The sequence below is a fragment of the Aureimonas sp. AU22 genome, assembly GCF_001463745.1.
In the GTDB taxonomy this organism is placed as follows: Bacteria; Pseudomonadota; Alphaproteobacteria; order Rhizobiales; family Rhizobiaceae; genus Aureimonas.
In genome coordinates, this window is sequence record NZ_BBWJ01000014.1 from 157142 (window position 1) to 182371 (window position 25230).

Annotated in this window: 25 protein-coding genes and 1 pseudogene; 7 read left to right on the forward strand and 19 right to left on the reverse strand. The window is 68.0% G+C overall.

Translation table 11 applies throughout. The annotated features are described in order from the left end of the window. Positions 1–119: 119 nt before the first annotated feature. A complete protein-coding gene (locus AUL34_RS05535; RefSeq protein WP_061932018.1) occupies positions 120–470 on the reverse strand; it encodes a hypothetical protein in 351 nt (116 codons plus the stop codon). Between the two features lie 168 nt (positions 471–638). Between AUL34_RS05535 and AUL34_RS05540 the strand changes: the two genes are divergently transcribed. The 4 genes from AUL34_RS05540 to dhaK all read left to right on the forward strand — a co-directional run bounded on the left by AUL34_RS05540 (position 639) and on the right by dhaK (position 5004). After that, entirely contained in the window at positions 639–2267 is a 1629-nt protein-coding gene (locus tag AUL34_RS05540; protein ID WP_061932020.1) for a helicase HerA-like domain-containing protein, read from the forward strand. A gap of 67 nt (positions 2268–2334) precedes the next feature. Next, positions 2335–2565 carry an NINE protein gene (locus tag AUL34_RS05545; RefSeq protein WP_061932022.1) on the forward strand — a complete coding sequence of 77 codons (231 nt, stop codon included), beginning with the start codon at positions 2335–2337 and terminating at the stop codon, positions 2563–2565. Positions 2566–2769: 204 nt separating this feature from the next. Continuing rightward, a complete protein-coding gene (locus AUL34_RS05550; protein ID WP_061932024.1) occupies positions 2770–3180 on the forward strand; it encodes a DUF983 domain-containing protein in 411 nt (136 codons plus the stop codon). Between the two features lie 144 nt (positions 3181–3324). After that, positions 3325–5004 carry a dihydroxyacetone kinase subunit DhaK gene (gene dhaK / locus AUL34_RS05555; RefSeq protein WP_061932026.1) on the forward strand — a complete coding sequence of 560 codons (1680 nt, stop codon included), beginning with the start codon at positions 3325–3327 and terminating at the stop codon, positions 5002–5004. A 136-nt stretch (positions 5005–5140) separates the two neighbouring features. Here the strand turns inward: dhaK and AUL34_RS05560 are convergent, their stop codons facing one another. The 5 genes from AUL34_RS05560 to AUL34_RS05580 all read right to left on the reverse strand — a co-directional run bounded on the left by AUL34_RS05560 (position 5141) and on the right by AUL34_RS05580 (position 9800). Continuing rightward, positions 5141–5326 carry a hypothetical protein gene (locus AUL34_RS05560; RefSeq protein ID WP_061932028.1) on the reverse strand — a complete coding sequence of 62 codons (186 nt, stop codon included), beginning with the start codon at positions 5324–5326 and terminating at the stop codon, positions 5141–5143. A gap of 141 nt (positions 5327–5467) precedes the next feature. Further along, the gene (locus AUL34_RS05565) at positions 5468–6418 is read right to left on the reverse strand and encodes an alpha/beta hydrolase (RefSeq protein WP_061932029.1); all 951 of its coding nucleotides are present in this window, start codon (positions 6416–6418) and stop codon (positions 5468–5470) included. Further along, positions 6415–7560 carry a Gfo/Idh/MocA family protein gene (locus AUL34_RS05570; protein WP_061932031.1) on the reverse strand — a complete coding sequence of 382 codons (1146 nt, stop codon included), beginning with the start codon at positions 7558–7560 and terminating at the stop codon, positions 6415–6417. Before AUL34_RS05570 ends, AUL34_RS05565 begins: the two co-directional genes overlap by 4 nt. Before the next feature lie 15 nt (positions 7561–7575). Then, positions 7576–8856, reverse strand: coding sequence for a D-tagatose-bisphosphate aldolase, class II, non-catalytic subunit (locus AUL34_RS05575; RefSeq protein WP_061932033.1), 1281 nt, complete (start codon positions 8854–8856; stop codon positions 7576–7578). Further along, positions 8853–9800 carry a sugar kinase gene (locus tag AUL34_RS05580; protein ID WP_061932035.1) on the reverse strand — a complete coding sequence of 316 codons (948 nt, stop codon included), beginning with the start codon at positions 9798–9800 and terminating at the stop codon, positions 8853–8855. Before AUL34_RS05580 ends, AUL34_RS05575 begins: the two co-directional genes overlap by 4 nt. A gap of 110 nt (positions 9801–9910) precedes the next feature. On the opposite strand from AUL34_RS05580, the gene AUL34_RS05585 reads away from it, so the two are divergent. Beyond that, the gene (locus AUL34_RS05585) at positions 9911–10972 is read left to right on the forward strand and encodes a LacI family DNA-binding transcriptional regulator (RefSeq protein ID WP_061932037.1); all 1062 of its coding nucleotides are present in this window, start codon (positions 9911–9913) and stop codon (positions 10970–10972) included. Between the two features lie 3 nt (positions 10973–10975). On the opposite strand, the gene AUL34_RS05590 is transcribed toward AUL34_RS05585, so the two are convergent. The 3 genes from AUL34_RS05590 to AUL34_RS05600 all read right to left on the reverse strand — a co-directional run bounded on the left by AUL34_RS05590 (position 10976) and on the right by AUL34_RS05600 (position 13898). Beyond that, positions 10976–11785 carry a DeoR/GlpR family DNA-binding transcription regulator gene (locus tag AUL34_RS05590; protein WP_061932039.1) on the reverse strand — a complete coding sequence of 270 codons (810 nt, stop codon included), beginning with the start codon at positions 11783–11785 and terminating at the stop codon, positions 10976–10978. A 65-nt stretch (positions 11786–11850) separates the two neighbouring features. Continuing rightward, a complete protein-coding gene (locus AUL34_RS05595; protein ID WP_061932041.1) occupies positions 11851–12624 on the reverse strand; it encodes an SDR family NAD(P)-dependent oxidoreductase in 774 nt (257 codons plus the stop codon). A 26-nt stretch (positions 12625–12650) separates the two neighbouring features. Then, entirely contained in the window at positions 12651–13898 is a 1248-nt protein-coding gene (locus AUL34_RS05600) for an ADP-dependent glucokinase/phosphofructokinase (RefSeq protein WP_061932043.1), read from the reverse strand. 326 nt (positions 13899–14224) lie between these two features. On the opposite strand from AUL34_RS05600, the gene AUL34_RS05605 reads away from it, so the two are divergent. After that, the gene (locus tag AUL34_RS05605) at positions 14225–15268 is read left to right on the forward strand and encodes a hypothetical protein (RefSeq protein ID WP_061932045.1); all 1044 of its coding nucleotides are present in this window, start codon (positions 14225–14227) and stop codon (positions 15266–15268) included. Positions 15269–15323: 55 nt separating this feature from the next. On the opposite strand, the gene AUL34_RS05610 is transcribed toward AUL34_RS05605, so the two are convergent. From AUL34_RS05610 to cyoA, 8 genes are read right to left on the reverse strand one after another with little or no spacing between them, the layout of a single operon-like run. After that, complete coding sequence (locus AUL34_RS05610; RefSeq protein ID WP_202814935.1) at positions 15324–16046, reverse strand: HAD family phosphatase; 723 nt, start codon at positions 16044–16046, stop codon at positions 15324–15326. A gap of 59 nt (positions 16047–16105) precedes the next feature. Further along, positions 16106–16639, reverse strand: a complete 534-nt coding sequence (locus AUL34_RS05615) for a response regulator transcription factor (protein WP_156420801.1) — start codon at positions 16637–16639, stop codon at positions 16106–16108. Beyond that, on the reverse strand, positions 16636–17988 hold the full coding sequence (locus AUL34_RS05620) for an ATP-binding protein (protein WP_244492456.1): 1353 nt from the start codon (positions 17986–17988) through the stop codon (positions 16636–16638). The genes AUL34_RS05615 and AUL34_RS05620 overlap by 4 nt, the downstream gene beginning before the upstream one ends. Next, complete coding sequence (locus tag AUL34_RS05625) at positions 17985–18791, reverse strand: SURF1 family protein (protein WP_061932051.1); 807 nt, start codon at positions 18789–18791, stop codon at positions 17985–17987. Before AUL34_RS05625 ends, AUL34_RS05620 begins: the two co-directional genes overlap by 4 nt. Next, complete coding sequence (gene cyoD / locus AUL34_RS05630) at positions 18788–19174, reverse strand: cytochrome o ubiquinol oxidase subunit IV (RefSeq protein WP_061932053.1); 387 nt, start codon at positions 19172–19174, stop codon at positions 18788–18790. The genes AUL34_RS05625 and cyoD overlap by 4 nt, the downstream gene beginning before the upstream one ends. Next, positions 19171–19809, reverse strand: coding sequence for a cytochrome o ubiquinol oxidase subunit III (gene cyoC, locus AUL34_RS05635; protein ID WP_061932258.1), 639 nt, complete (start codon positions 19807–19809; stop codon positions 19171–19173). Before cyoC ends, cyoD begins: the two co-directional genes overlap by 4 nt. A gap of 4 nt (positions 19810–19813) precedes the next feature. Next, complete coding sequence (cyoB, locus tag AUL34_RS05640) at positions 19814–21820, reverse strand: cytochrome o ubiquinol oxidase subunit I (protein WP_061932055.1); 2007 nt, start codon at positions 21818–21820, stop codon at positions 19814–19816. 59 nt (positions 21821–21879) lie between these two features. Then, a complete protein-coding gene (cyoA, locus tag AUL34_RS05645; protein WP_061932057.1) occupies positions 21880–23106 on the reverse strand; it encodes a ubiquinol oxidase subunit II in 1227 nt (408 codons plus the stop codon). 174 nt (positions 23107–23280) lie between these two features. Here cyoA and AUL34_RS05650 point away from each other — a divergent pair, with 174 nt between their 5' ends. After that, complete coding sequence (locus tag AUL34_RS05650; protein ID WP_061932059.1) at positions 23281–24612, forward strand: MFS transporter; 1332 nt, start codon at positions 23281–23283, stop codon at positions 24610–24612. A gap of 22 nt (positions 24613–24634) precedes the next feature. Here the strand turns inward: AUL34_RS05650 and AUL34_RS22165 are convergent, their stop codons facing one another. Together AUL34_RS22165 and AUL34_RS05655 are read right to left on the reverse strand one after the other, a co-directional pair. Beyond that, positions 24635–24787, reverse strand: a complete 153-nt coding sequence (locus tag AUL34_RS22165; RefSeq protein WP_156420803.1) for a hypothetical protein — start codon at positions 24785–24787, stop codon at positions 24635–24637. A 161-nt stretch (positions 24788–24948) separates the two neighbouring features. Continuing rightward, positions 24949–25170: pseudogene (locus AUL34_RS05655) on the reverse strand (DUF2171 domain-containing protein); the annotation flags it as partial. Positions 25171–25230: the final 60 nt, after the last annotated feature.

The following is a 25230-nucleotide window of genomic DNA, read 5'->3' on the forward strand; positions in this document are numbered from 1 at the left end:
CCGCGAGCCGCGACTTCTTCGCTTGGCGCGAGCCAAAGCCCGGTCCGTGCCGAAAGGCAAGTCCGGGCTTCGACGCCTGTCGCTGGATACCGGCCGTCTATGGCCGCTTCGACACGCCCTTAGACGAACGGCGCGAGCGCCGGGACCGAATGGATCGCCTGGTTCACGGTTTCCTCGCCGGCCGTCGACTTGGAATAGGCGACGAGCTCCTCGGCCGTCGAGCGGATCTGGCCCATGTCGAGCCCAAGGCCCATCAGCTTGGCGCCCAGCGCCATAATGCCGCCGGAGAAGTCCGCATCGCCGGCGGCCTCCAGGGCATCGCCCGCCCCAGGTGTCTCCTCGATCATCCGTCCGACCGCGGGGTCGGAGCTTTCCGCCTTCATGTAGGACAGGATATGGCCCACCGCGACTTTCGCGGTCTCGGCGTCGGTCTCGGCCGAGGCGGCGATGCGGTTCCAGAGTTCGTTCATTGGCCTTGCGATTCTCCAAGCGCCCCCCGGCTCGGGGGGCGGTGATCGGCGGGAGGATGGCAAGTCTGCCGGATTGGCGCAATCGGCCATGATCGCGGCCGATGGAATCGACGGCAGCGGTTGCGAAGCGGTATCGTCGACCGACCAGGATGGGACGGGAGCCGAATCATGCTCGAAGACGGGCGCATTCTCCTCGGCGGCATCGGCGCGGGCGCCGATGCGAAGCCGGAATATCTCGATCTCGCCTATGCCAACCGTCATGGTCTGGTGACAGGGGCTACGGGCACCGGCAAGACGGTGACGCTCCAGGTTCTGGCGGAAGGCTTTTCCGACGCGGGCGTGCCGGTGTTCTGCGCCGACATCAAGGGCGACCTGTCGGGCCTGTCGGTGCGCGGCGAGCCGAAGGAGGCGTTCGCCAAGCGCGCGGCGGAGATCGGTCTCGATCCCTGGTACAACGACTTCTTCCCGACGATTTTCTGGGACCTCTTCGGTCGAAAGGGGCACCCGGTCCGAACCACGGTTTCGGAGATGGGACCGCTCCTTCTTTCGCGGTTGATGGACTTGACGGAGGCGCAGGAGGGCGTTCTCAACATCGCCTTCCGCATCGCCGACGAGGACGGACTTCTGCTCCTCGACCTCAAGGACCTGCAGGCGATGCTCGCGCATGTCCTCGACCGGGCCGACGAGATCTCCCGGCTCTACGGCAACGTCGGCAAGGCGACGGTCGGCGCCATCCAGCGCCAGCTCCTCGTTCTCGAAACGCAGGGCGGCGACCGGTTCTTCGGCGAGCCGGCGCTCACCGTCGCCGATATCATGCGCTGCGACCGCGAGGGGCGGGGTGTCGTCAGCGTGCTGGCGGCGGACGAGCTGATGCGCAGCCCCCGGCTCTACGCCACCTTTCTGCTCTGGCTCTTGTCCGAGCTGTTCGAGGAGCTTCCCGAGGTCGGCGATGCGGACAAGCCGAAGCTCGTGTTCTTCTTCGACGAGGCGCATCTCCTGTTCGACGACGCGCCGAAGGCATTGGTGGATCGCGTCGAGCAGGTGGTGCGGCTGATCCGGTCGAAGGGCGTCGGGGTCTTCTTCGTCACGCAGAACCCGCTCGACCTGCCTGAGAAGGTACTCGCCCAGCTCGGCAACCGTATCCAGCACGCTCTGCGCGCCTACAGCCCCCGCGAGCAGAAGGCGGTGCGCACGGCAGCCGAGACGTTCCGGGCGAACCCAGCCTTCGACAGCGCCACCGCGATCACCGAGCTCGGCACGGGCGAGGCGCTCGTATCGGTGCTGGGCCAGGGCGGCGCGCCGACCATGGTCGAGCGGGTCAAGATCCGTCCGCCGGCGGGTCGCGTCGGCCCGATTACCGAGGACGAGCGCGCCGAGATGATGCGCATGAGCCCGGTCGCGGGGCGCTACGACACGCCGGTGGACCGCGAGTCCGCCTACGAACTCCTGACCGGCCGTGCCGAGGCGGAGCTGCAGGGCCGGGAGACCGCACGCGTTGAGGCGGAAGCCGCGGTCGCGCGCGGGCGCGATGCCGCCCGCACCCGAGCCGATGCCGCCGCACGCCGCTCGGCCGAGCCACGCGCGCCCTGGGGTGAGCCAAGCGAGGCTTCGCGCGAGGAGGAGGTGCCGCGCGAGCGGCCGGCCCCACGCGCCGCGCCGCGTGCCGCCCCTCGCTCCGGCTATCAGCGCCAGACCGTGGCCGAGACGGTGATGAAGCAGGTCGGCCGCACCGTCGCCTCCACCGTCACGACCGCGATCGTGCGGGGCATCCTCGGCTCATTCAAGCGGGGGCGCTGACGGCCTTCCTGGCAATGGCGGCCGGCGATCTCCATGTCTGGGGCGACACCAACAGGAGACATGCCCCATGAAATCCGGCCCGGCCGCCTTCGTCCTCTGGCTCTGCTGCCTCGTGGGGATCTGCGGGCTGCACCGCTTCTATCTCGGACGGCCCTGGACCGGGCTCCTGTGGCTCCTGACGCTCGGCCTCTTCGGCATCGGCCAGGTCATCGACCTCTTCCTGCTGCCGTCGATGATCCGGCAGGAGAACCTCGAACGGCGTCTGGACCGCGTGGAAGGGCGCGCCGTCGTGCGTTGACGCGGGCCGTCGCGGCGAGGGCCGCGAAGGTGGCTCGCGGTGTGAGAGCGCCATGCCGGGTCGGTCCGCTCCGGCGCGACCGTTTCCCTCCAGCGAGGGGGACGGTCCGGGCTTGGACAACTTGCCCAACCTCCCGCGCTGTCTCATCACCGTCTCGAGCTATATGGAAAGGGCAAGACCCCGACCGCGAAAGGAACACATGTCATGACCGATCACTCCGGTGCCCCGAGGTTGGAGCCATGGAAGGTCGGTGTGCGCGGCCGCTGTCCGCGATGCGGCGAGGGGCATCTGTTCAAGGGGTTTCTGACGCTCGCCGAGCGCTGCGATCGCTGCGGTCTCGACTATTCCTTCGCCGACCCGGCGGATGGCCCGGCATTCTTCGTGGTGTGCTTCGGTTGCGTCCCGGCCGTGCTTTTCGCGGTCTGGCTCGAGGTGGCCTTCGAGCCCTCGTTCTGGGTCCACATCTTCGTTTCGCTGCCGTTCCTGCTCATCACCTGTATCCTGCCGTTGCGACCGTTGAAGGGCTGGCTGGTCGCAAGCCAGTATTATCACAAGGCCGAGGAAGGCCGCATCGTGACGCGGCCCCGCGAGCCCGGCGGCAATCCGCCCGCGTGAACGCGGATGAAGCCGGCGCCTGGGGCGAAAACATTCGCCGGACCGACGATTAAGCCGCTTTCGGACCTTCTAGGCCGACGGCGGTCTTTGTAGGCTCTTCCGGGATGCGGCGGGCATTCGCGCCGCGGGAGGGGACGACAGAGCATGAAGAAGCTCATCAACGAAGCCGGTGCCGTGGTCGACGAGATGCTGGAAGGGCTGTGCCTCGCCCATCCGAGCCTCGCGATCCTCGAAGGCGAGCGGGTCCTGGTGCGCGCCGATCTCACCGCGTTCCGCGAGCGCGGCCATGTCGCTCTGATCTCCGGCGGCGGGTCGGGGCATGAACCCGCGCATGCAGGCTATGTCGGCGAGGGGCTTCTGACGGCCGCGGTCTGCGGCGACGTGTTCACGTCGCCCTCGACCGATGCGGTGCTGGCGGCCATTCAGGCGGTGGGCGGTCCGGCCGGGGTGCTCCTCATCGTCAAGAACTACACGGGCGACCGGTTGAACTTCGGCCTCGCCGCCGAGATCGCGCGCGGCGAAGGCATCCCGGTCGAGATGGTGGTCGTCGCAGACGACGTGGCGCTCGCAGTCGGTACGGATACCGCCGGTCGGCGCGGCATCGCCGGCACCGTCCTCGTTCACAAGGTGGCCGGCGCCCGGGCGGCCGAGGGCGCCTCGCTGGCCGAGGTGAAGGCCGCCGCGGAACGGGCCATCGCCGGCCTCGGCTCGATGGGCGTCGCCCTTTCGGCCTGCACCGTGCCGGCCGCCGGAAAGCCGAGCTTCGAGCTCGGCGACGACGAGGTGGAACTCGGGCTCGGCATCCACGGCGAGGCTGGGGTGCGCCGCGAGCCGCTGCGCCCATCCCGCGCGCTCACCGCCGCCTTGATGGATCGCATCGTGTCGGAACTGGCTCTGCGCGACGACGAGCCGGTGGCCCTCCTCGTCAACAATCTCGGCGCGACGCCGGCGATGGAGATGCAGATCGTGACGCGCGACGCGGTGTCTGCCGCCGCCGCCCATGGTCTGCGGATCGAGCGACTCTGGACCGGCACCTTCCTGACCGCGCTGGAAATGGCCGGCTGCTCCTTGTCGCTGCTGCGCGCCGATGCCGACACGCTGCGCCTCCTCGATGCGCCGGCCTCGGCGCCCGCCTGGCCGGGACGGGGCTCCGGGCCGCTCGGCGCCGGACCATCCGTCATCGCGTCGGGCGCGCGCACGGCGCAGGCGATGCGACCGGGCGAGAGCGCTCCCATCCTGGCGGTGCTGCGCGCGGCCGGGGAGCGGTTGCGGGCGGAGGAGGGACGGTTGACCGCGCTCGACCAGAAGGTCGGCGACGGCGATCTCGGCCTCAACCTTGCGCGCGGCGCCGCCGTCGCGATGACGGAGATGGACGGGTGGGCGAACGCCGATGCCGCCTCGATCCTGCGCGCCCTGTCCTTCAGCCTGCGCCGATCGGTCGGCGGAACGTCCGGCGCGCTCTATGCGGCGGGGCTGTTGCGGGCCGCGCGCGAACTCGACGGCGTCGCCACGCCGAATTCGACGCAATGGGCATCGGCCCTCGTTCGAGGCACCGAGGCGATCGCTGAACTCGGCGACACGAGGCGGGGCGACCGAACCATGCTGGATGCGCTTCTGCCGGCTGCAGAGGTCCTCGAGGCCGGAGGCACGTTGACGGCGGCGGTGGATGCGGCTCGCGAAGGCGCGGAGGCGACGGCCGCCATGGCGCCGCGACGTGGCCGTTCGAGCTATCTCGGCGAGCGGGCGGTCGGCATTCCCGATCCGGGGGCGGAAGCCGTGGTCGTCTGGCTGGCGGCGATCCGCGATGCCCTCGGCAACCGCTAGAAAGCGTCGCCGATCCGTCATGCTCCTGTAACGAGGTGTCGGCTATAGAGCCGATGCACCCCTTAGGCGGGGCGAGGCCCGGCGTCCGATCCGTCCAGCCTCGCACCCGCCGACCAGTGCCTGAACCCGCTTCTCCTCAGTGGAGTTGCGACGGCTTCAATCCGATGATGTCGAGGGCCACGGAGCAGGCTTCCAGGAACGCGGCTCGGTCGAGTTCCGGATGATGCTCGAAGAACCGGCGCGCGATGGCGCTGCCGTCGTCCTCTTCCTCGACGAGGCGCAAGACCGTGATGATGGGGTCGACCTCTTCCATCGTCGCCATCTCTAGAGTGTTTCCTGCGGACGCTGGTTCACCGGGGCGTCAGATCCTTCGAGTGCGTGCAGTCCGGCGAGCCGACCTGCGAGACACGGGGACATACGGAAGCAACACCATTTCGGGAAGGGCTTTGCGGCAATCCGCGCGTCAATTGGCGTCGGAGACGCGCAACGCGGCCCAGCTCCGTGCCGCTTCGATCACGGTTTGCCGTGCTGCGTCGATGTGGCGTCCGGCCGAGGCGAAGCCGTGGATCTGGTCGTCCCGCCGACGCAGGACGAGCGGCACGCCCGCCGCACGCAGCCGTTCGGCATAGGCCGCGCCCTCGTCGGCGAGGATATCCTGGCCCGCCACGACCACGAAGGCCGGCGGCGCGCCGGCGAGCGTTTCGGCGAGAAGCGGCGATACGCGCCAGTCCGCGATGTCGGCGCCGTCTCGCACGTACTGGTCGCGGAACCAGCGCATGGTCCGCGCCGTGAGACCGTAGCCTTCGGCAAAGCGACGGTAGCTGTCGGCAGTCTGCCTCGCATCCGTGTTGGGATAGAGCAGGAGCTGCGCCTCCAACGGCGGCACCGTGCCGTCGCGCGCCATGAGGGCGAGCACCGCCGCGAGGTTGCTGCCCGCGCTGTCGCCCGCGACGGCGATACGGTGGGGATCGATGCGGAGGTCGTCGGCACGCGCATGAAGATGGCCCAACGCAGCGGCGGCGTCCTCCACCGCGGCGGGAAAGCGATGCTCGGGCGCCAGGCGATAGTCGGGGCAGGCGACGAGGCAGCGCCCCGCGTTGGCGAACCAGCGGCAGATGTCGTCGTGCGAGTCGAGATCGCCGATCACCCATCCGCCGCCGTGCAGGTAAAGGAGGGCGGGCGCACCCGTCTCGGGCGCGTCGATGCCGCGATGGAGGCGCATGGGAATGGGGCCGACAGGACCCTCGATCGTGACCTCCACCGTGCTCGCCACCGGTTCCAGATCACCGCGCAAGGCGAGATAGGAGGCACGATAGGCGCGCCTTGCGTCCGCCGCCGTGCCCGCCTCGAAGGGCGGTGCTTCCCCTTCGGCTCCGAGCGCCAGGACTGCTGCGGCCTGCGGGTCGAGCGTCATGCGGTTGCCCCGGCGAGCAGGCCGGCGGCTTCGTCCTCGCCGAGCGCGGCGGGTCGATCGGCGCCGCCTTCGATCGCGACCGGCTCGCCGGTTTCGCCGGCGCGCAGGATCGCTTCCATGATCTCCAGGACGTGCAGCGCGAGCCGACCGGAGGCGCGGGGTTGACGTCCTTGCCCGACGGAGCGGACGAGGTCGGCGACGCCGAGCATGCGGTAGTTGGCAAGGCGCGGCGCGTCGAAGGGCCAGTTGACGGCGCCGAAGCGCTCCGGCTCGCTCGGGTGATCTTGCCAGGGCTCGCCACGTGACGAGAGCGAAACGTCGCCGCCGAACGTGTCGGGGTCGGGCAGCCGCAGCGATCCTTCCGTGCCGTGCAGTTCGATCGGATGGTTAGAATGACGGAACACGTCCCACGATGCGCCGAAGGTGACGGCGGCCCCGCCGGCGAATTCCAGAAGCGACAGGAGGCTCGTCGGGGTGCCGACGGGAAAGCGGGTGTTCTGGAAGGGCCCTTCGGCGGTGACGAGGCGCTCGCTCTGACCCGTTCGCGCGACGGCCGATACGCGAACGACGGGGCCGAGGAGGTTCACCAGCATGGTGAGGTAATACGGACCCATGTCGAGCACCGGTCCGCCGCCCGGCTGGTAGTAGAATTGCGGATTGGGGTGCCAGTGCTCCATACCGCGCCCCATCATGAAGGCGGTGCCCAGCACCGGTTTGCCGATTGCCCCGGCATCGACGAGGGCCCGCGCCCGCCGCCCGGCCGCGCCAAGGAACGTATCGGGCGCCGAACCGAGCGCGAGGCCGCGACGCTCCGCTTGCGCGACGAGCGCGCGGCCCTCCGCGAGCGTCACGCCGAGCGGCTTTTCGGTGAAGACGTGCTTGCCGGCGGCAAGCGCTGCCTCCGTCACCGCGCGATGGGCAGCGGGGATGGTGAGGTTGAGGACGAGATCGACGTCGGGCTCGGCCAGCAGCGTCTCGACGCTCATGGCCCGGAGGCCGAACTCGGCGGCGCGGCGCTCCGCCGTCTCCCGCATCTGGTCGGCGCAGGCGACGAGTTCGACATCGCCGAACAGGCGGGCGTTGCGGAGGTAGGTGGCCGCGATGTTGCCGCAGCCGATGATGCCGATCCCCATGCGGGCCATGATGGTCTTTCCGTATCAGTGCGTGGCGTGGTCGTAGACGTCCAGCACCCGATCGATGCTGGCCAGAAGAAGCGCGCGGGGGGTGGGCGCCGTGCGGCCGGCCTCGACCGTGGGGGCCAGACGCCCGAGATGCTGGCCGATCAGGGTAAGCGGGATCGGGCGCTCTCCCAACCGCTCCATCAGGCGATCCACGGCTTGCTGCGCCTGCGGTTCGGGCCAGTAGTAGCGGATGCGGTCACTCAACGAGTAATGCCGCTGGACGCGCTGCTCGTCCGCCGAGCCGTGACAGTACTTCCGCCAGTTGTCCGGCTTCTCCGCCATCAGCGCTTCCATCGCTTGGGGAAGCGACGGCTCGCCCGGCGCGGGGGCGAGGATATCGGCGATATGGGACAGGCCGTAGAGCGCCTCGCGCAAGGCGAAGGTGACCCAGGGACCGACCTTCAGGATCGCGAAGCCATCCCGCACGAGATCGCGCAGCGCCTGGTCCGGCTGGTAGTCCGTGGAGTGGGCTTCGAAGACGAGACGAGGCTCTCGGGCGAGGAAGCCGACGAGATCGCGCGCCGCTTCCGGCTGGTAGACGACGATGTCCTCGTGCCCGAACTCGACGCCGGGCTGCACCACGACGGCGATGACGCGGGAAAAGGCGTCCTGGAGACCCAGCGCCGCGAAGGCGCGGTCATGCACGTCCACCGTGCGCCGCACGGCATCGGGGCCGGTCACCGCCAGATGGTCCAGCGCCTCCAGCGCTCCGCCGGGAATCGGCACTTCGGTGCCGACGACATAGACGGGCGGCACCAGCCCCTCCCGGCTGACGGCGACTTCGGCTCTTGCGGCAAGCCTCGCCGCCCGCTCCGACACGGTCTCGTCGTCGAGCGACGGCGGCTCGCCCGCGCAGCCCATCGAGGCGTCGAGATGGAGCTTGGCGAAGCCCGCGGTCGCGAAGGCGTCGATCATCGCCTCGGCTTTCGCCATGGCCTCCGCCGGGGCCAAGTGCTTCCACGGGTTGGGTCCGAGATGGTCGCCGCCCAGCACCAGCCGATCCAGGGGAAAGCCGACCATGGCGGCGATGCGTTCGACGAAACGGCGGAAGTCCGCCGGCGTCATGCCGGTGTAGCCGCCGTCCTGGTTGACCTGGTTGCAGGTCGCCTCGATCAGGACGTCACGGTCGTGGGCCAAGCCGTGGCGCAAGGTCGCCTCGATCACCAACGGATGGGCGGAGCAGACGGAGGCGATACCGGCGTGCTCGCCCGCCTGGAACCGCTGTGGCAGCGTGCGGAGCCGCTCGGTGGCGCTCATGCCGCAACCTCGGCCTGCGCGGCGATGAAGGCGTCGATGTCCGAACGGAAGCGGGTGCCCTCCATCGGCCCCTTGGCCGTCACCGCGAGGGCGCCGCACGCGTTGGCGAGGCGCAGGGCGTCGGACGGCGCGTCGCCGCGCAGCCAGGCGCAGACGAAGCCGGCGCCGAAACAATCGCCCGCGCCTGTCGGGTCGACTTCCTCGACGTGGAAGGCCGGAACGGCGGTGCGGCCGCCGGCATCGTAGAAGACGGCGCCTTGCCCGCCCTTCTTGACGACCACGGCGGAGCGGCCGGCGGCGAGCAGTTCGGCCACCGCGCCGTCCTCGTCGCGCGCCTTCGTGAACAGGAAAAGCTCGGCTCCGCTCGGCAGGAACAGATCGCAACGCGCCGCCACCCATTCCAGCGCCTCGCGCATCGAGCCGGCCAGGAGCTCGGGCCGGATGTTGGGATCGAAGGACACCGTGCCGCCGCGCGCCTGGATGCGGTCCACGGCTGTCTGCATCACGGCGATCGCGCTGGTCGAGAAGAGCGAGGATCCCATCACATGGATATGGTCCGCGCGCGCGATCAGCGCCTCGGCCGCCTCGTTCATCGCCATCAGCCCGCAGGCGCTGTTGACGATGTTGAAGACGAAGGCGCGGCTGCCATCGGGCGCGTACCGAACGAAGGCGCTGCCGGTGGCCGCACCCTGATGAACGGCGATCGCCGAAACATCGACGCCGCTGCCCGCGAGGCGTTCGAGATTGATCGTCCCGAAATCGTCGGCGCCGACCGAGGAGATCATGCCGCAGGGCTGACCCAGGCGACCGACCTGATCGATGAAGATCGCCGGTGCGCCGGACGGGAAGGGGCCGACCAGCGGTCCGGGCTCCAGGAACGTCTGGCCGATCCGCGTGGCCATGATCTCGACGACGATCTCGCCGGTGGTCACCACCGTCTTCATCACAAGCCCTCCCCAAGTCCGGGGCGCGCCGTTCCTCCCACCGCGCCGTCCCGAACCTGCGACGGACCCTTCGCCGGGTCAACGGGAAAACTTTACGCGCGCAAAGTTTCATGGTGACGATAGCGCTCCAGACGAAATGGAGAGCCACTATTCCGCTTCCGCCCCGCCACCGTACGATGGAGGACTTCGCGCGGGCGAGCGGCATCTCGCGCCCGACGCTGTCGAAGTATTTCGACGACCCGGACAGCGTGCGGCCGGCGACGCGCCACCGGATCGAGGCGGCGCTTGCGCAGTCCGACTATCGGCCCAACCCGTTCGCGCGCAATCTCAACCGCCGCCGTGCGCGCACGATCGGCATCGTGGTGCCGACGGTCGCCGACCCGTTCTATGCGGCGCTGGTCGCAAGGGTGGAGGCGCGTTGTTCCGCGGGCGGATATTGGCCCCTGGTCCTGTCATCGCGCGGCGAGGCCGAGGGGGAGGCTCTGGCGCTGCAAACGCTGCTCGACCAGCGTGTGGCTGGGGCGCTCGTCGCCTCCTGCGGCGCCGACGCACTTGCACGCCAGGCGGAGGAGGTCGGACGTCGCGTGCCTCTGGTGTTCCTCGACAGTCCGGCGGGCGAGGGGGCGGGTTTCGTCGGCAACGACAATCGGCAGAGCATCGCGGCCCTCGTCGACTATCTCGTCGAGAGCGGCGAGACACCGGCCTATCTCGACATGCCTGATGTCAACGCCAGCGCCCGCGCTCGGCGCGCGAGCTACGTGGCGCGCATGCAGGAGCTTGGGTTGGAGCCCGTGCTCATCCCTGCGCCCGGTGGCGGATGGGAGTTCGAGCGGCTGGGGTTCGAAGCGATGGAAGCGATGATGGCGACAGGTGCGCCGTCGTTTCATGCCGTTCTCTGCGCCAACGACCGACTGGCGCTGGGCGCGCTGGCGTCGGCCTTCGCGCGGGGGATGCGGGTCGGGCGGGAGGCCGGCGCGAGCTTGCGGATCGCGGGGCATGACGACCACCCGCTCAGCCGCTACGCCTGTCCCGCGCTCACGACGGTGGCGCAGGATGTGGAGGGTCTGGCAAGCCAGGGAACGCAGATGCTGCTCGGCGCGATCCGAAACGCGGAAGGGCCCGCCGACCGCGTGCTCCTGCCGGCTCGGTTGACGTTGCGCGCTTCGGCTTGAGGATCAGCCGCCCGGCAGGGGCACCACGGTCAGCTCCGTGCCGCTGGCACGCAGGCCGGCGGCGATTTCGGGATCGACGCCCCCGTCGGTGACGACTTCGGAGATCTGCGAAAGCTGGGCGAACGTACAGAAGGCGGGTGCCTGGAACTTCGTGCTGTCGACCAGGAGGATGGTACGCCGGGCCGACCGGATCATGGCGCGCTTGATCGATGCCACTTCCATGGAGGCGTCGGTCAGGAGTTGCCCGGTGACGGCATAGGCGCCGGTGAAGCAGATGTCGGCATGGATGGTTTCGAAGAAGGGTTCGCCCGGGTCGCCGATCAGGATGTCGGATGCCGGCCGGAGCGTTCCACCAGTCACGATCACGCGCCATTCCGGAACGCTGGACCCGATGCGCGCGATCTCGATGTTGTTGGTGACCACGGTGAGGGGGATCCGTCGCACCGCCGTCGCGCGCACCACCTCGATGACGGTGGAGCTGGAATCGAAGATGACGCTCTCTCCGCCCTTCAGCCGCGAGGTTGCCTCCTGGCCGATCGCGGCCTTCTGCCGGTGCTGGTAGTGGGCGTTGAGCGCCGGTTCGCGCTCGAACGTGGCGCGCAGCGGCGGGATCAGCAGCGCGCCGCCATGGGTGCGTTCGAGATACCCCCCCTCGGTCAGATGCTCGAGATCGCGCCGGATCGTGGATTGCGAGCCGCCGATCGCGTCCGTCAGTTCGCCGATCGAGGCCGTCCCGTTGACCTTGAGGTAGTCGAGGATCATCGCTCGGCGCTTGGCCGGAATGATCTCGACGCGTTTGGTGGGGGCGTCCATGGGTGTTCCTGTCGACGGGCGTCGCGTTCCACCCCGCCCGTCCGTACGCACGGGGCCGGACGGGGTTACCAAATGGTATAGCCGCAATCCACCGCGACGATCGAGCCCGTCATCGCGCTGGAGGCGTCGGTCGCCAGGAACAGGATCGCCGAGGCGATCTCGTCGGCGCGCGCGGGCCGGTTCATCGGCGTGAACTCCATCCAGGTCGGCATCAGCGTGTCGTCGGTGAAGCCGCCGCGCGACATCATCGTGTCGACATAGGTCGGCGCGACGGCGTTGACCCGAACGCCGCGCGCCGCCCACTCACCGGCCAGCGAGCGTGTCATGTGGTGCACGCCCGCCTTTGCCGCATTGTAGTGAACCTGCCGCTGCGGCTTGTTGGAGATCAGCCCCGACATGGAGCCGACGGTGACGATGGCGCCGCGACCGCGCTCCAGCATCGCCCGGCCGAATTCACGGCAGCTCCAGTAGCAGCCGTTGAGATCGACATCGACGACCTTGTGCCAGACCTCGTCCGACATGCTCTCGCCCGGCGTGTCGGGCCAGGCGATGCCGGCGTTGGCGACCAGGATGTCGATGCCGCCATGGCGTCCGTTGGCATCCTCGGCCGCGCGGGCGACGGCCTTCGAATCGGTCACATCGAGAAGCACCGCGTCCACCTGCCAGCCCTTCTCGGCCAGTTCCGCGCGCCCCGCTTCGAGGACGGCCGGGTCGCGGTCGGAAATCACGACGCGCGCGCCGTGCTCCAGAAGCGCCTCGGCCGTGCAAAGCCCGATGCCGCGCCCGCCACCGGTGATGAAGGCGGCTTGGCCCGAAAGGTCGGATTTCTGCTTGTACATCGATGCTTGTCCCGTCTGCGATGAGGTCAGGCTCGGCGGCGCTGCTGCGCGGCACGTCCGGTGGAGCCGAGCACCAGAAGGCAGCCCGCCGTGAACGTGTCGCCGAGGCCGAGCGTCGTGGCGGGCGAGGCGAGATAGGGGCTCGGCACCGCGACGCTGGCCCAGCCGCCGCCAAGCGAGCCGTCCTCCACCGGCAGCGCATGAAACGCGGCACCTTCCGGAACGCCTTGCGGCACGACGGGTTGGCCGGCCATCGAGCGCGCGCTGGCGACGAGGCAGCCGGCCATCAGCGCCTCGCGTTCGCGGTCGGGATCGTCGCGCGTCACGCTGAGCGCCCAATGGTCGGCGTGGACGCAGACGCGGTCGAGATCGAGGCGCTGCCCAAGGGCACGCATCGCGGCCGGCAGCTCGGCGTCCTCGGTGCCGGGCACGAGGTCGCGCATCTCCGAATGGCTCATGCCGATCGAGGTCACCGCGCCCCGTGCAGCGTCGAGCACCTCGTCGCGCAGGCCCGCGTCCTCGAACGTGCTCATCTCGAGATGCACGGCGGGAAGACCGGCGCCCAGCCAAAGGCGGGTGAGGGCGAAGACGCGGGAGAGTTCGGCGGCCAGTTCGCAGGGCGGGACGCAATTGAAGCCGGCCACGAGCCCCGTGCCGGCCTCGGGGGCGAGATGCGGCGTCAGTTCGTCGAAGGCGGCGTCCTTCTCGAGGCCCGGATCGCCGAAGCGCACGATGATGCGTGACGAGCGGCCCGGCACGACATCGCCCACCGGACGCCCGGCCGTATACTCGAAGATGTAGATGTCGGGCCGCCGCTCGCCGCGCGGCTGGACCGAGCGGGCGCGCACCGTGCGGTCGCCCTCGGCGAGAAGCATACCCGGCGGCAGGCGTGCCAGCATGTGCGCGCTGCGGTCGGACAGGTTGACGATCGCCGGCGCGCCGAGCGTCGTGAGCACCCAGCCGGCCTGCGGGCCGACGCCGCCGAGCGCATAGCGGGCGGGAACGTGGCCGGCGAGCCAGGCTGGCCCTTCCGGCCACTCGACGCGAACCTCGCCGCCGACGCCGCGCCGGACCCGGTCCTTCAGCATGGCGGCGAATGTCGCGGCATTTCCCTCCGTCGCCGCCCATAGCGCGTGCGCGCCCGACAGTTCGATCCGGGCATCGACGCAGGCGCTCATGCCGCAGAGCGTCAGTGGCGCAGTGCGCGCCGCAGCGGGAAGTCGGCGGGCGAGGGTTTCGTATGCGGCGTGCCAGTCCGGTTCTGTGTCGTGCATGGCCACCCCCACCTTCTGTCTCTGTCAATCTCTTCCAGCGTCATGCGAATATTTGGGAGAGGTCAACCACAAAACGTCATCGCTATGCAGCATTTTCATGCTGCAGACGCGTGCGCCTTTCCGGATCGGGTGCTGCGTCACATCGGGCAGATTGGCTCTTCGTCCGGTTCGTTCGGGAAAGCTGCCTCGCATCACCCGTCAGTTCCGAATGTGACTGATTTCGATTTCCAATGGAAGAATTTGAGCGTATGTATCGGGCTTCATCCGCGGCCTGCTCTCGTGTTCTCGCCGCGCTCCCCTCGTCAACGCTCCAAGGGAAACTCGTCGTGCTGCGGTTGGACCAGAAGCTTCAGAACATTCGCGCCGGGCGCTACAGCCGGTCGGACTTCATCATCGCGGACGCCAAGGACAGCGACATGGGGTCCGGCGTCGGCGGCACCGGCTTCCTGCGCAATGCCGACGGCACGCAGGGGCGTCGGCGCACGCGCCAGGAGTTCCTCGACGCGATCGAGGCGGTGATCCGCCAGGACGCCGTGGACATCATGCTGGTGTCGGTCTCCAATCTGGACGAGCTTCATGCGCGCGGCGCGTTCGATGGCAGCGCGGTGAAGCCTGCCATCCGCGCCAACGAGACGACGGACTGCTGGGGCGGCATGCGCCACCAGCGCTACACGCAGGTCCCCTCGCTTCCGTTCCGGACCGCCGAACTGTCGCGCGTTCGCTACGGCACGGCGTCGCCCCAGCCGGGCCAGCCCGTGAAGGGTACCGACCTCGGCCTCTACTCCGTGACCTTCAACAACGATCTGGCGGCCGACATCGCCTCGCTCGAGGCCTTTGCCGAATTCCGGCGCGAAGCCGCCGCCAACGAGTTCAAGTATTTCTACGAGGTGTTCAATCCGAACGTGCCGCTCGACCTCGATCGCGAAGCGCTCGGCGAATACATGAACGACTGCATCCTGCGCTCGCTCGCCGGCGTGTCGCGCGAGGATCGCCCGGAGTTCCTGAAGATCGTCTACAACGGTCCGAAGGCGCTGGAGGAACTGGCGGGGTTCGACTCGACGCTGGTCGTCGGCGTTCTCGGCGGCGGTGCGGGCACCGCGCGCGATACGTTCGAATTGGTGGCGCAGGCCGAGAAGTACGGCGCCCGCGTCGCACTGTTCGGCCGCAAGATCAATCTTGCCGAGGACCCTCTCGCCATGGTCGCGACCATGCGCCATGTCGCCGACGGCGCGCTGACCCCGGACGAGGCGGTGCGCGCCTATCACGGAGAGCTGCAGAAGGGCGGGCTCGTCGCGAGCCGCTCGCTGGAAGACGACCGCACGATCACCGAGGCGAACCTCAAGCCGGCCGCCGCCCTGCGCGCCGCCTGACGGTTCGTCCCCCGCGCGTCGCCGCTCCCATGGCGGCGCGCGGCGCCTTCGCGGGTCAGGCGATGGCGCGGTCCCAGTCGCGCACGTCGTGGAAGGCGAGGATCTGCGCATCCTCGAAGTCGGCCACGGCGAGGTCGGCGCCGGCCGCTCGCAACTCGTCCGGGGACCGGCTGGTGGCGACGCCGACGCAGAACAGTCCGGCGCCCTTGGCGGCTGCCAGGCCCGGCAACGAATCCTCGAAGGCGATGGCCTGGTTCGGCCGGAGCCCGAACGCTTCCAGCGCCAGCCGATAGGGCAGGGGGTCCGGCTTCGCGCGCTCCATCTCGTCGCCGTAGATCACGATCTCGAAGCGATCGGCGATGCCGAGCGTGCCGAGCATGTGCGCAACGTTGCTGCGCGGCGCGTTGGTGACGAGCGCGATGCGCAACCCGTCCGCCCGCGCCCGGTCAATGAAGGCGACGACCCCGGCGAGCGGCGTCAGCTGGCCCGAGAGTTCGCGAAAGCGGGCCTCCTTCCGTGCGATGAAGTCGCGGTGCTCGGCGGCCGTGCGCTCGGGAAAGAGGAAGCGTCCCACCGTCTCGTTCGGTTGACCGGAGACGCGCGTCACGAACGTTTCCTCGTCGATCGCAACGCCCTCGCTTTTCAGGAGGTCGCGCATCGCTACGAGATGGAGCGGATCCGTGTGGACCAGCGTTCCATCGAGATCGAACAGCAGCGCCTCGATGGCGGTTGGTGGGTCGAACCCGGCGTCGTGCATCGTCTCTCCGTCCTGCTGCATGGCCTGGAATCGCGTGTCCCGGTGGGCTTGTCGTTCCATAGCCCGCGCGGGGCTTGGGGTCACTTGATGGGACGCTTCTCGAGTTTGCGTGCCAGGGTGCGCCGGTGCATGCCGAGCCGGCGCGCCGCCTCGGAAATGTTAAAGTCGGTTTCCACCAGCACTTCGTGGATACGCTCCCATTCCAGCGTCTTGATCGATGTCGGACGGTTGGTCAGCGGCACGTTGGCATTGCCCGCACCGCGCCCGAAGGCCGCCTCGATGTCGTCGGTGTTGGCGGGCTTTGCGAGGTAATGGCAGGCGCCGAGCTTGATCGCCTCCACAGCCGTCGCGATGCTGGCGAAGCCCGTCAGCACCACGATCAGGATGTCGGGGTCGTGTTCGTGCAGCATCTCGACGCAGGCAAGACCCGACGTGCCCGCGAGCTTGAGGTCCACCACCGCGAAGCCCGGCGTGCGTTCGTCGAGGAGGGCGCGCAGCGCTTCGGCGTCGGGGGCCACCACGACCTCGTACTCCCGCCGCTCGAAGGAACGCTTCAGCGTCTTGGCGAAAGCTTCGTCGTCGTCGATCACCACCAGCAGACGATCGCTCATCAACCTTCCTCCTCGATCGACAGCGCGTCCAGCGGCAGGATCAGTTCGACGGCCGCGCCGCCTTGGCCTAGGTTCTCGGCCCGCACGTTGCCGCCGAGCTTGCGCACGACGTTGAAGACCAGGAACAACCCGAGCCCGCCGCCGAGGCGCCCCTTTGTGGACTGATAGGGCTTGCCGAGCGCCGCCAGGATCGCGGAATCGAAGCCGGGACCGCGATCCTCGACCCGAAGGCGCAGCTTGTCGCCGATCCTGGCGGCATGGAACTGGATATGGTCCGGGGAGACCTCGTAGGCGTTGTCGAGAACGTTGAAGACGACCTGCCGCAGGGTCGATTCCGACACGATGGGCAGGTCGCGATCGAAGCTGTTCCGGTAGTGCAAGTTCGCGCTCGGGCGGGTCGTTCGCCAGTCGGCTGCGAGGCCGTCAAGGAACTGGTGCATCGTCGTCACGCCCGCCTCAAGCCCGCGCGCTTCGCCGGCCGACATGAGGATATGGGTGACGATCGACTTGCAGCGCCGCACCTCGGCCTGCATCGACTCGATCTCGTCCACCAGTTCCGGGTTGGCGGTGAGGGCGGGCATGCGCCGCCAGTCGCCGAGGATGATGGACAGCGTCGACAAGGGAGTGCCGAGTTCGTGGGCGGCGCCGGAGGCGAGAAGACCCATGCGCACGATATGGTCTTCCTCCGCCGCCTGCTGGCGTAGATCGGCCAGGCGCGTGTCGCGCTCGCGGATGTTGTTGCCGATCCGCGTGACGAAAACCACGAGCAGCGCCGCGTTCAGCGCGAAGCACACCAGCATGCCGATGATGTGGAGGCTCATCAGACCGAGCCCCTCCTGCTCGACGAAGTCGAGCGGGCGATAGACCGCCGTCAGCCCGGCGAAGCAGAGCACCGTCAGAAGCACCAGGGCGACCGACGACCACGGCCTCAGGAGAACCGCCCCGAGGGTGACCTGAAGGAGGTAGAGCGAGGTGAACGGGTTGGTGGCGCCGCCGCTCAGGTAGAGCTGTGCCGTCAGCCCCGCCACGTCGAACAGCAGCGCGGCGAAGAGTTCGAGATTGCTGACGCCAAGCCGCATCCGCAGCCGCATGAGGCTCGCCAGATTGAGGACGACGAGCCCGAGAATGACGCCGATCATCGGCGCGACGGGCAGCGTGACGCCCAGGAACTGCCAGACGATCGCGATGCTTGCGATCTGGCCGGCCACCGCCAGCCAGCGGAGCTGGATCAGGAGGAGGAGGTTCTTGCGTCCCGCCGCGTCCTCCACCGGGGCGCCGTGCACGAGACGCGCGCGCATGCGTGCGAGGCGCGTCGTCGGAGGGTTCTCCACCCGATCGGTGCCCGCGCTCACGCGGTTGGCCTTGCGAGCGGCGCGTCGGCGCGCCGGCGTCGAAGCTCGTCGCGCGCGATCCAGGCTCCGGCGCCGGCGAGCATGGCGGCGAGCGTGAACCAGGTGATGGCGTAGACGAGGTGATGATTTCGGAACGTCACGACGGTGAGACCTCCGACGGGCAGCTCGCCCGGCGTCTCGCCTGCGGCTTCGTCGACGAAGAACGGCGCGACGGGGCCGAGGTCGCGCGCGGCAGCGATCGCGCCGACGTCGCGCGAGTACCACCGGTTCGCAGCCGGATCATTGGAGCGGAGGAACCCGCCGCCCGGCTCGTCGAGCCGCAGAAGGCCGGTTATGGAAACGGGACCCGCAACCTCTCCCTCCCGGCGCGTGGCGGGGTCGCGGCGATCGGGCGGAACGAAGCCGCGGTTGACGAGGACGGTGGTGCCGTCGGCTGTGCTGAAGGGGGTGATGACCCAGAAGCCCGCCCCGAGTTCGGTCAGGGCCTGGACCAGGGTCTCGCGGTCATGACGGAAGGTGCCCTCGAGCCGGACCCTGCGATATTCTTCGGCCACGCCGTCGAATGCGGCCCACTGCGAGGGGGGCGGGGGTGGCGCGGGCGGGGCCGCGATGCGCGCCTCGACGCGCTGGATGAGATCGAGCTTCCAGCCGAGCCGCTGCACCTGCCAGATCCCCAGCGCCACGAGGACCGCGAAGACCAGGAGGCCGGAGGCGCCGAGGAGGAGAAGGGAGAGGCGGCTGCGAGGCCGCCCCGCCCGAAGCGTGGGTTCCGGCCCCGGCGCCGTGCGCCGGGTATCCGTCACGGCATCTGGCTCATGTCGTGTTGCATGGCCGGCATCATGTTGGTGTTGAGGTGGTACATGACCCAGAGCGAGCCCGCGATGGTGATGAAGAGGATCACCACCGTGAAGATGAGCGCGAGCATGTTCCAGCCGCCCTCGGACTTCGTGTTCATGTGCAGGAAGTAGACCATGTGGACCACGATCTGCACGGCCGCGAAGCCCATGACCAGGAGCGCCGTCACCAGCTTGCTGTCGAAGACGCCGCCCATGACCAGCCAGAACGGGACCGCCGTCAGGACCACCGAAAGCACGAAGCCGGTGACGTAGCCCTTGAGGCTGCCGTGGCCCGCCTCGTGGTGGTCGTGCAGAACCTCGACCTGTGCGCCGTGATGCTTCTCGCTCATGCCAGCGACCCCATCAGATAGACGAAGGAGAAGACGCCGATCCAGACGACGTCGAGGAAGTGCCAGAACATGGACAGGCACATGAGGCGGCGGCGGTTCTCCGGGATCAGGCCCTTCCAGACGACCTGCACCATCAGCACCACCAGCCACAGCGCGCCGAAGGCGACGTGCAGGGCGTGGGTGCCCACAAGCGCGAAGAAGGACGACAGGAAGGCCGAGCGCTGCGGTCCCGCGCCGATCTCGATGAGATGGTGGAACTCGTAGGCCGTGGCGCCGAGGAAGCCGAGGCCGAAGAGGCCGGTGACGGCGAGCCACAGAAGGGTCGCGCCCTTGGCGCCCTTCTCCATGGTCAGCATCGCCATGCCGTAGGTGATCGACGAGATGAGCAGGAGCGCGGTCGAGAGGGCCACGAGCTTGAGGTCGAAGAGGTCGGCTCCCGAAGGGCCGGCCGCGTAGGAGCGCCCATAGACGCCGTAGCAGGCGAAGAGGACCGCGAAGATCAGGCAGTCGCTCATCAGGTAGAGCCAGAAGCCGAGGAGGGTTCCCCCTTCGGCGTGCCCATCCTCTTCCGAGACGTAGAACTTCAGGTCCTCGTCGGCCTTGCCGGATGCGGAGATCGCGTTTGCAGTCGCCATCACGTCAGACCTTCGCCGTCGCCAGGAGCTGCGTGCGCTCCTGTTCCGATCGCGCCACCTCATCGGCCGGGATGTAGTAGTCGCGCTTGTAGTTGAAGCTATGGACGATGGCGACGACGACGATGGCCACGAAGGACACGGCGGCCAGCCACCAGATGTACCAGACCATCGCGAAGCCGCAGGCCAGCGACAGGGCCGACAGGATCACCCCGGCGCCCGTGTTCTTGGGCATGTGGATCGGCCGGAAGCCGGTCAGCGGACGCGCATAGCCGCGGCGCTTCATGTCCCACCACGCGTCGCCGTCGTGGATCATCGGCGTGAAGGCGAAGTTGTAGGCCGGCGGCGGCGAGGAAGTCGCCCATTCCAGCGTACGTCCGCCCCACGGATCGCCCGTCAGGTCGCGAAGCTTGTCGCGGTTCTTGATGCTCACGTAGATCTGAATGAGGAACGAGGCGATGCCGATGGCCACCAGAACGGCACCGAAGGCCGCGATCACGAACCAGATCTGAAGCGAGGGATCCTCGAAGTGGTTGACGCGCCGCGTCACGCCCATCAGGCCGAGCACGTAGAGCGGGGCGAAGGCGAACCAGAAGCCGGTCAGCCAGAACCAGAAGCTCATCTTGCCCCAGAACTCGTCGAGCCGGAAGCCGAAGGCCTTCGGGAACCAGTAGTTGATGCCGGCGAAGAGGCCGAACAGCACGCCGCCGATGATGACGTTGTGGAAGTGCGCAACGAGGAACAGCGAGTTGTGGAGCACGAAGTCGGCCGGCGGCACGGCGAGAAGGACGCCGGTCATGCCGCCGATCACGAACGTCACCATGAAACCCATGGTCCAGAGCATCGGGACGTCGAACCGGATGCGCCCGCGATACATCGTGAACAGCCAGTTGAAGATCTTGGCGCCCGTCGGGATCGAGATGATCATCGTCGTGATGCCGAAGAACGAGTTCACGCTGGCGCCCGAGCCCATCGTGAAGAAGTGGTGCAGCCAGACGAGGTAGGAGAGGATCGTGATGACGACCGTGGCGTAGACCATCGAGGCGTAGCCGAAGAGGCGCTTCGAGGAATAGGTCGACACGACCTCGGAGAAGATGCCGAAGGCCGGCAGGATCAGGATGTAGACCTCCGGATGACCCCAGATCCAGATGAGGTTGACGTACATCATCGGGTTGCCGCCGAGATCGTTCGAGAAGAAGTTCGTCCCGACGTAGCGATCCAGCATGAGAAGCGTCATCACCGCCGTCAGCACCGGGAAGGCGGCGACGATGAGGACGTTGGTGCAGAGCGAGGTCCAGGTGAAGACCGGCATCTTCATCATCGTCATGCCGGGGGCGCGCATCTTCACGATGGTGACGATGAGGTTGATGCCGGACAGGAGCGTGCCGACGCCGGCGATCTGCAGCGACCAGATGTAGTAGTCGACGCCGACGCCCGGACTGTAGGCCGGCCCCGAAAGAGGCGGCATGGCCAGCCAGCCGGTGCGCGCGAACTCGCCGACGAAAAGCGAGAACATGACGAGCACCGCGCCGCCCACGGTCATCCAGAACGAGAAGTTGTTGAGGAAGGGGAAGGCGACGTCGCGCGTGCCGATCTGCAGCGGCACGACGTAGTTCATGAGGCCGGTGATGAACGGCATCGCCACGAAGAAGATCATGATCACGCCGTGTGCCGTGAAGATCTGGTCGTAGTGGTGCGGCGGCAGATAGCCCTCGTTGGCGCCGAAGGCCATGGCCTGCTGCGCCCGCATCAGGAGCGCGTCCGAGAAGCCCCGCAGGAGCATCACGATCGCAAGGATGCAGTACATGATGCCGATCTTCTTGTGATCGACCGTCGTGAACCACTCTGTCCAGAGATAGCCCCAGAGCTTGTAGTAGGTCAGCGCACCGAGGAGAGCGATGCCGCCGATCGCCACCACGGCGAAGGTCACGATCAGGATCGGATCGTGATACGGGATGGCATCGAGCGTCAGGCGCCCGAATATCAGTTGCTGAAGATCCATATTGGAGAACATCTGGGATCCGCTGGTTCGCGCTGGGTCGTGCCGGGGCGTCGTATCGTCCCGGCGGTCGATCAGTTCGCCTGATTCAATTGGTTGGGAGCCGGGCTGCCCTCTTCGGTGCCGCCGTGCCCCGCATGGCCTTCGTGACCGCCGGCAGGGGCGGCCTGCCCTGTTGTCCCGTCCTGCGGCGCGACGCCTTCGGGCGTTTCCTGCGAGCGGGAGTCGCGGCCGGAGGCGGGGAAGGTCGCGCCCGGCGCCTCGCTCTCGCCCTCGCTTGTCGAAGCTCCGGCATAGCCTTCCGGACCATGGCCGGCACCGTCGTGATGGCGGTGCCCGTCGTAGATCAGGCGATCGCGGTTCTCGGCGCTGTCGTGGCCCGCGCCGCCCTGCATGTCGATATGCATCATCTCGTCCATGCACATCTTGCCCGGCGCGACGCACATGTTGAGGATCGCCGGGTAGAGGCCGTCCTCGACCGACGAGTAGTAGTGGACCGGCTCGGCTTCGCTCGGCTTCTCGACTTCCATATAGCGCGCGCGGTCGAGCGTCTGGCCCTCGGAGCGGACCTTTTCGACCCATGCGTCGAAATCACCCTGTTCCAGCCCGTGGAACTTGAAGTGCATGTTGGAGAAGCCGGCACCCGAATAGTTGGCCGACAGGCCCTCGTAGACGCCGGGCTTGTTGATCACCGCGTGCAGCTTGGTCTCCATGCCGGGCATGGCATAGATCATGCCGGCGAGCGCGGGCACGTAGAACGTGTTCATGATGGCGCTGGAGGTGATCTTGAAGTTGATCGGCCGATCCACAGGGGCGGCCAGTTCGTTCACCGTCGCGATGCCGTATTCGGGGTAGAGGAACATCCACTTCCAGTCGAGCGCCACGACCTCGACCGTGATCGGCTGGGTCTCGGCGGTCACCGGCCGGGCGGCGTCGATGCGGTCGAGCGGGCGATAGGGGTCCAAGAGGTGCGTCGAGATCCAGGTGATCGCGCCCAGCGCGATGATGATCATCAGCGGCGCGGTCCAGATCAGCACCTCGAGCCGGGTCGAGTGGTGCCAGTCGCCGTCGTACACGGCGTCCGGGTTGCTCGCCCGGTAGCGCCAGGCGAACCAGAAGGTCGCCACGATCACCGGCACGATGATCAGCAGCATCAGGCCAGTCGAGATGAGGATCAGGTTGGCCTGCTGGTTGGCGATGTAGCCCGACGGATTCATCACCACGAGATTGCACCCGCCCAGAAGCAGGAGGAGCGGCAACAATGCGAGGGCGCGCAAGGATCTCTGGAGCAAAACGACCATCTCAGTCCCGGTGTCTTGTTGCGGGATGTAAGTTTTGCGGTTCGGAATGGGGATTGGACGTTTTGTCCAACCGCGCTCCGTTTGACGAATATGCGGCGAGCGACCTATTCGACATCGTAGCACGCCATATTTTTCCAGGGGCGGGCATCACGTCCAATTCGCAGGAGCTGCGGCATGTCGACGCCGAACCAGTCAGTGGGATCATCCACGGAAATGGAACGCGACGCCCGTCTCGTCTCGACGGACGGACACGTATCCCCCGGCGAACTGGCGATCGGCGTCGTGATCGGGCGTGCGTCGGAAGCGTTCGACTTCTTCGTCTACGGCATCGCGTCCGTGATCGTCTTCCCGGCCCTGATCTTTCCCTTCACCGACCAGCTGACGGGCACGCTCTACGCCTTCGCCGTGTTCGGCCTCGCATTCCTGTCGCGCCCCGTCGGCTCGATCCTCTTCATGGAGGTCGATCGGCGGCATGGACGCGGCGTCAAGCTGACGATCGCCCTGTTCCTTCTGGGCGGCTCGACGGCGGCCATCGCCTTCATTCCGGGCTACGAGACGCTCGGCCTATGGTCGGTCGCAGCGCTGATCCTGTTCCGGCTCGGCCAGGGATTCGCGCTCGGCGGCGCCTGGGACGGACTTGCTTCGCTTCTCGCCCTACACGCGCCGGAGAAGCACCGCGCCTGGTATGCGATGCTTCCGCAGCTCGGGCAGCCGATCGGCTTCATCATCGCGAGCTCGCTCTTCGCCTTCTTCTACCTCAACCTGTCGTCGGAGGACTTCCTCGACTGGGGCTGGCGCTATCCGTTCTTCGTCGCCTTCACGATCAACGTCGTCGCGCTCTTCGCCCGGCTGCGGCTCATCGCGACCGAGGAATACGCCGAACTCTACGAAAGCCGCGACCTGACGCCGGTCAGCGTTGCCGAGGTGCTCAACACGCAAGGCACTGCGGTGCTGGTCGGCGCCTTCGTGCCGCTCGCGAGCTTTGCCCTGTTCCACCTCGTGACGATCTTCCCGATCTCGTACATCGACCTGTTCTCCGACCGCTCACCGGGCGAGTTCCTGCTGACGCAGCTCGGCGGTGCGGCCATCTGCCTCGTCTGCATCCTGCTGTCGGGCTCGATCGCGGACCGTATCGGCCGGCGCACCCATCTCGGCATCTGCGCCGGAGCGATCGCCGTTTTCAGCGTCGCGACGCCCTTCCTTCTGGGCGGCGGCACGACGGGCCAGACGGCCTTCATCCTCATCGGTTTTGCGCTTCTCGGCCTGTCGCATGGCCAGTCGGCGGGCGCAGTGGCGTCGAACTTTGCCGGCCGCGACCGCTACACCGGCTCGGCGCTCACGACCGACCTGGCCTGGTTGATCGGTGCCGGCTTCGCGCCGCTGGTGGCCCTTGGTGCGACCAGCCGCTTCGGTCTGGCCGCGGTCGGGATCTATCTCCTGTCCGGCGCGGTCTGCACATTGATCGCCTTGCGGGTGAACCGGCAGCTTCGCCTGCGCGCCGTCTAAGGGGGATCGGCCGCGTTCGAACTCAACGCGTGGCGAACGCGAACAGAAGTCCGAACACTAGGATGTAGGCGGCGAGGAAGACCATCAGCTTGGTCATCCCCGTTCCCTCGCTGCCCCCGAAGAGCACGCGCCAGAACTTCAGAAGCGTGCCTTCGCCGTCCTGCATGCTGTCCATTCGATATCTCCGTTTCTCAGGAGCGGCATCGGTCATTCGATGCCGGCCCCTTCCCAATAAGGTTGCGGTGTTCGCGCCGCTTACGGACCCGCGGTCGATGAGCCGGGCTCCGCGCCGTGCTCGTCGTCTTCGCCCGGCAGAGCGCCCACAGCCTCGACCCCCCACTCGTCGCGCGCCTGCGCCGTCGTCCGGTTCAGGATCACCGCCCCGCCATCGACCCGGTCCACGCTGTCGAGGTGAATGAAATGATGCTCGCCGCCGGCCGCCGGGTCGGTTCGGGTGAGCTTGATCCGGTCGCCGTCGAGGTGATCCACGGTGCCGACATGGCCCCCGTCCGATCCCTTCACGTCCTGATGCTCTCGAATGCTGGTGCGGTCCACCATGCCGTATCCCCTCGTCGCTTCGTCCGGGCCCGTTCGCCCGGCACTGGGTGCTGGGGCAAT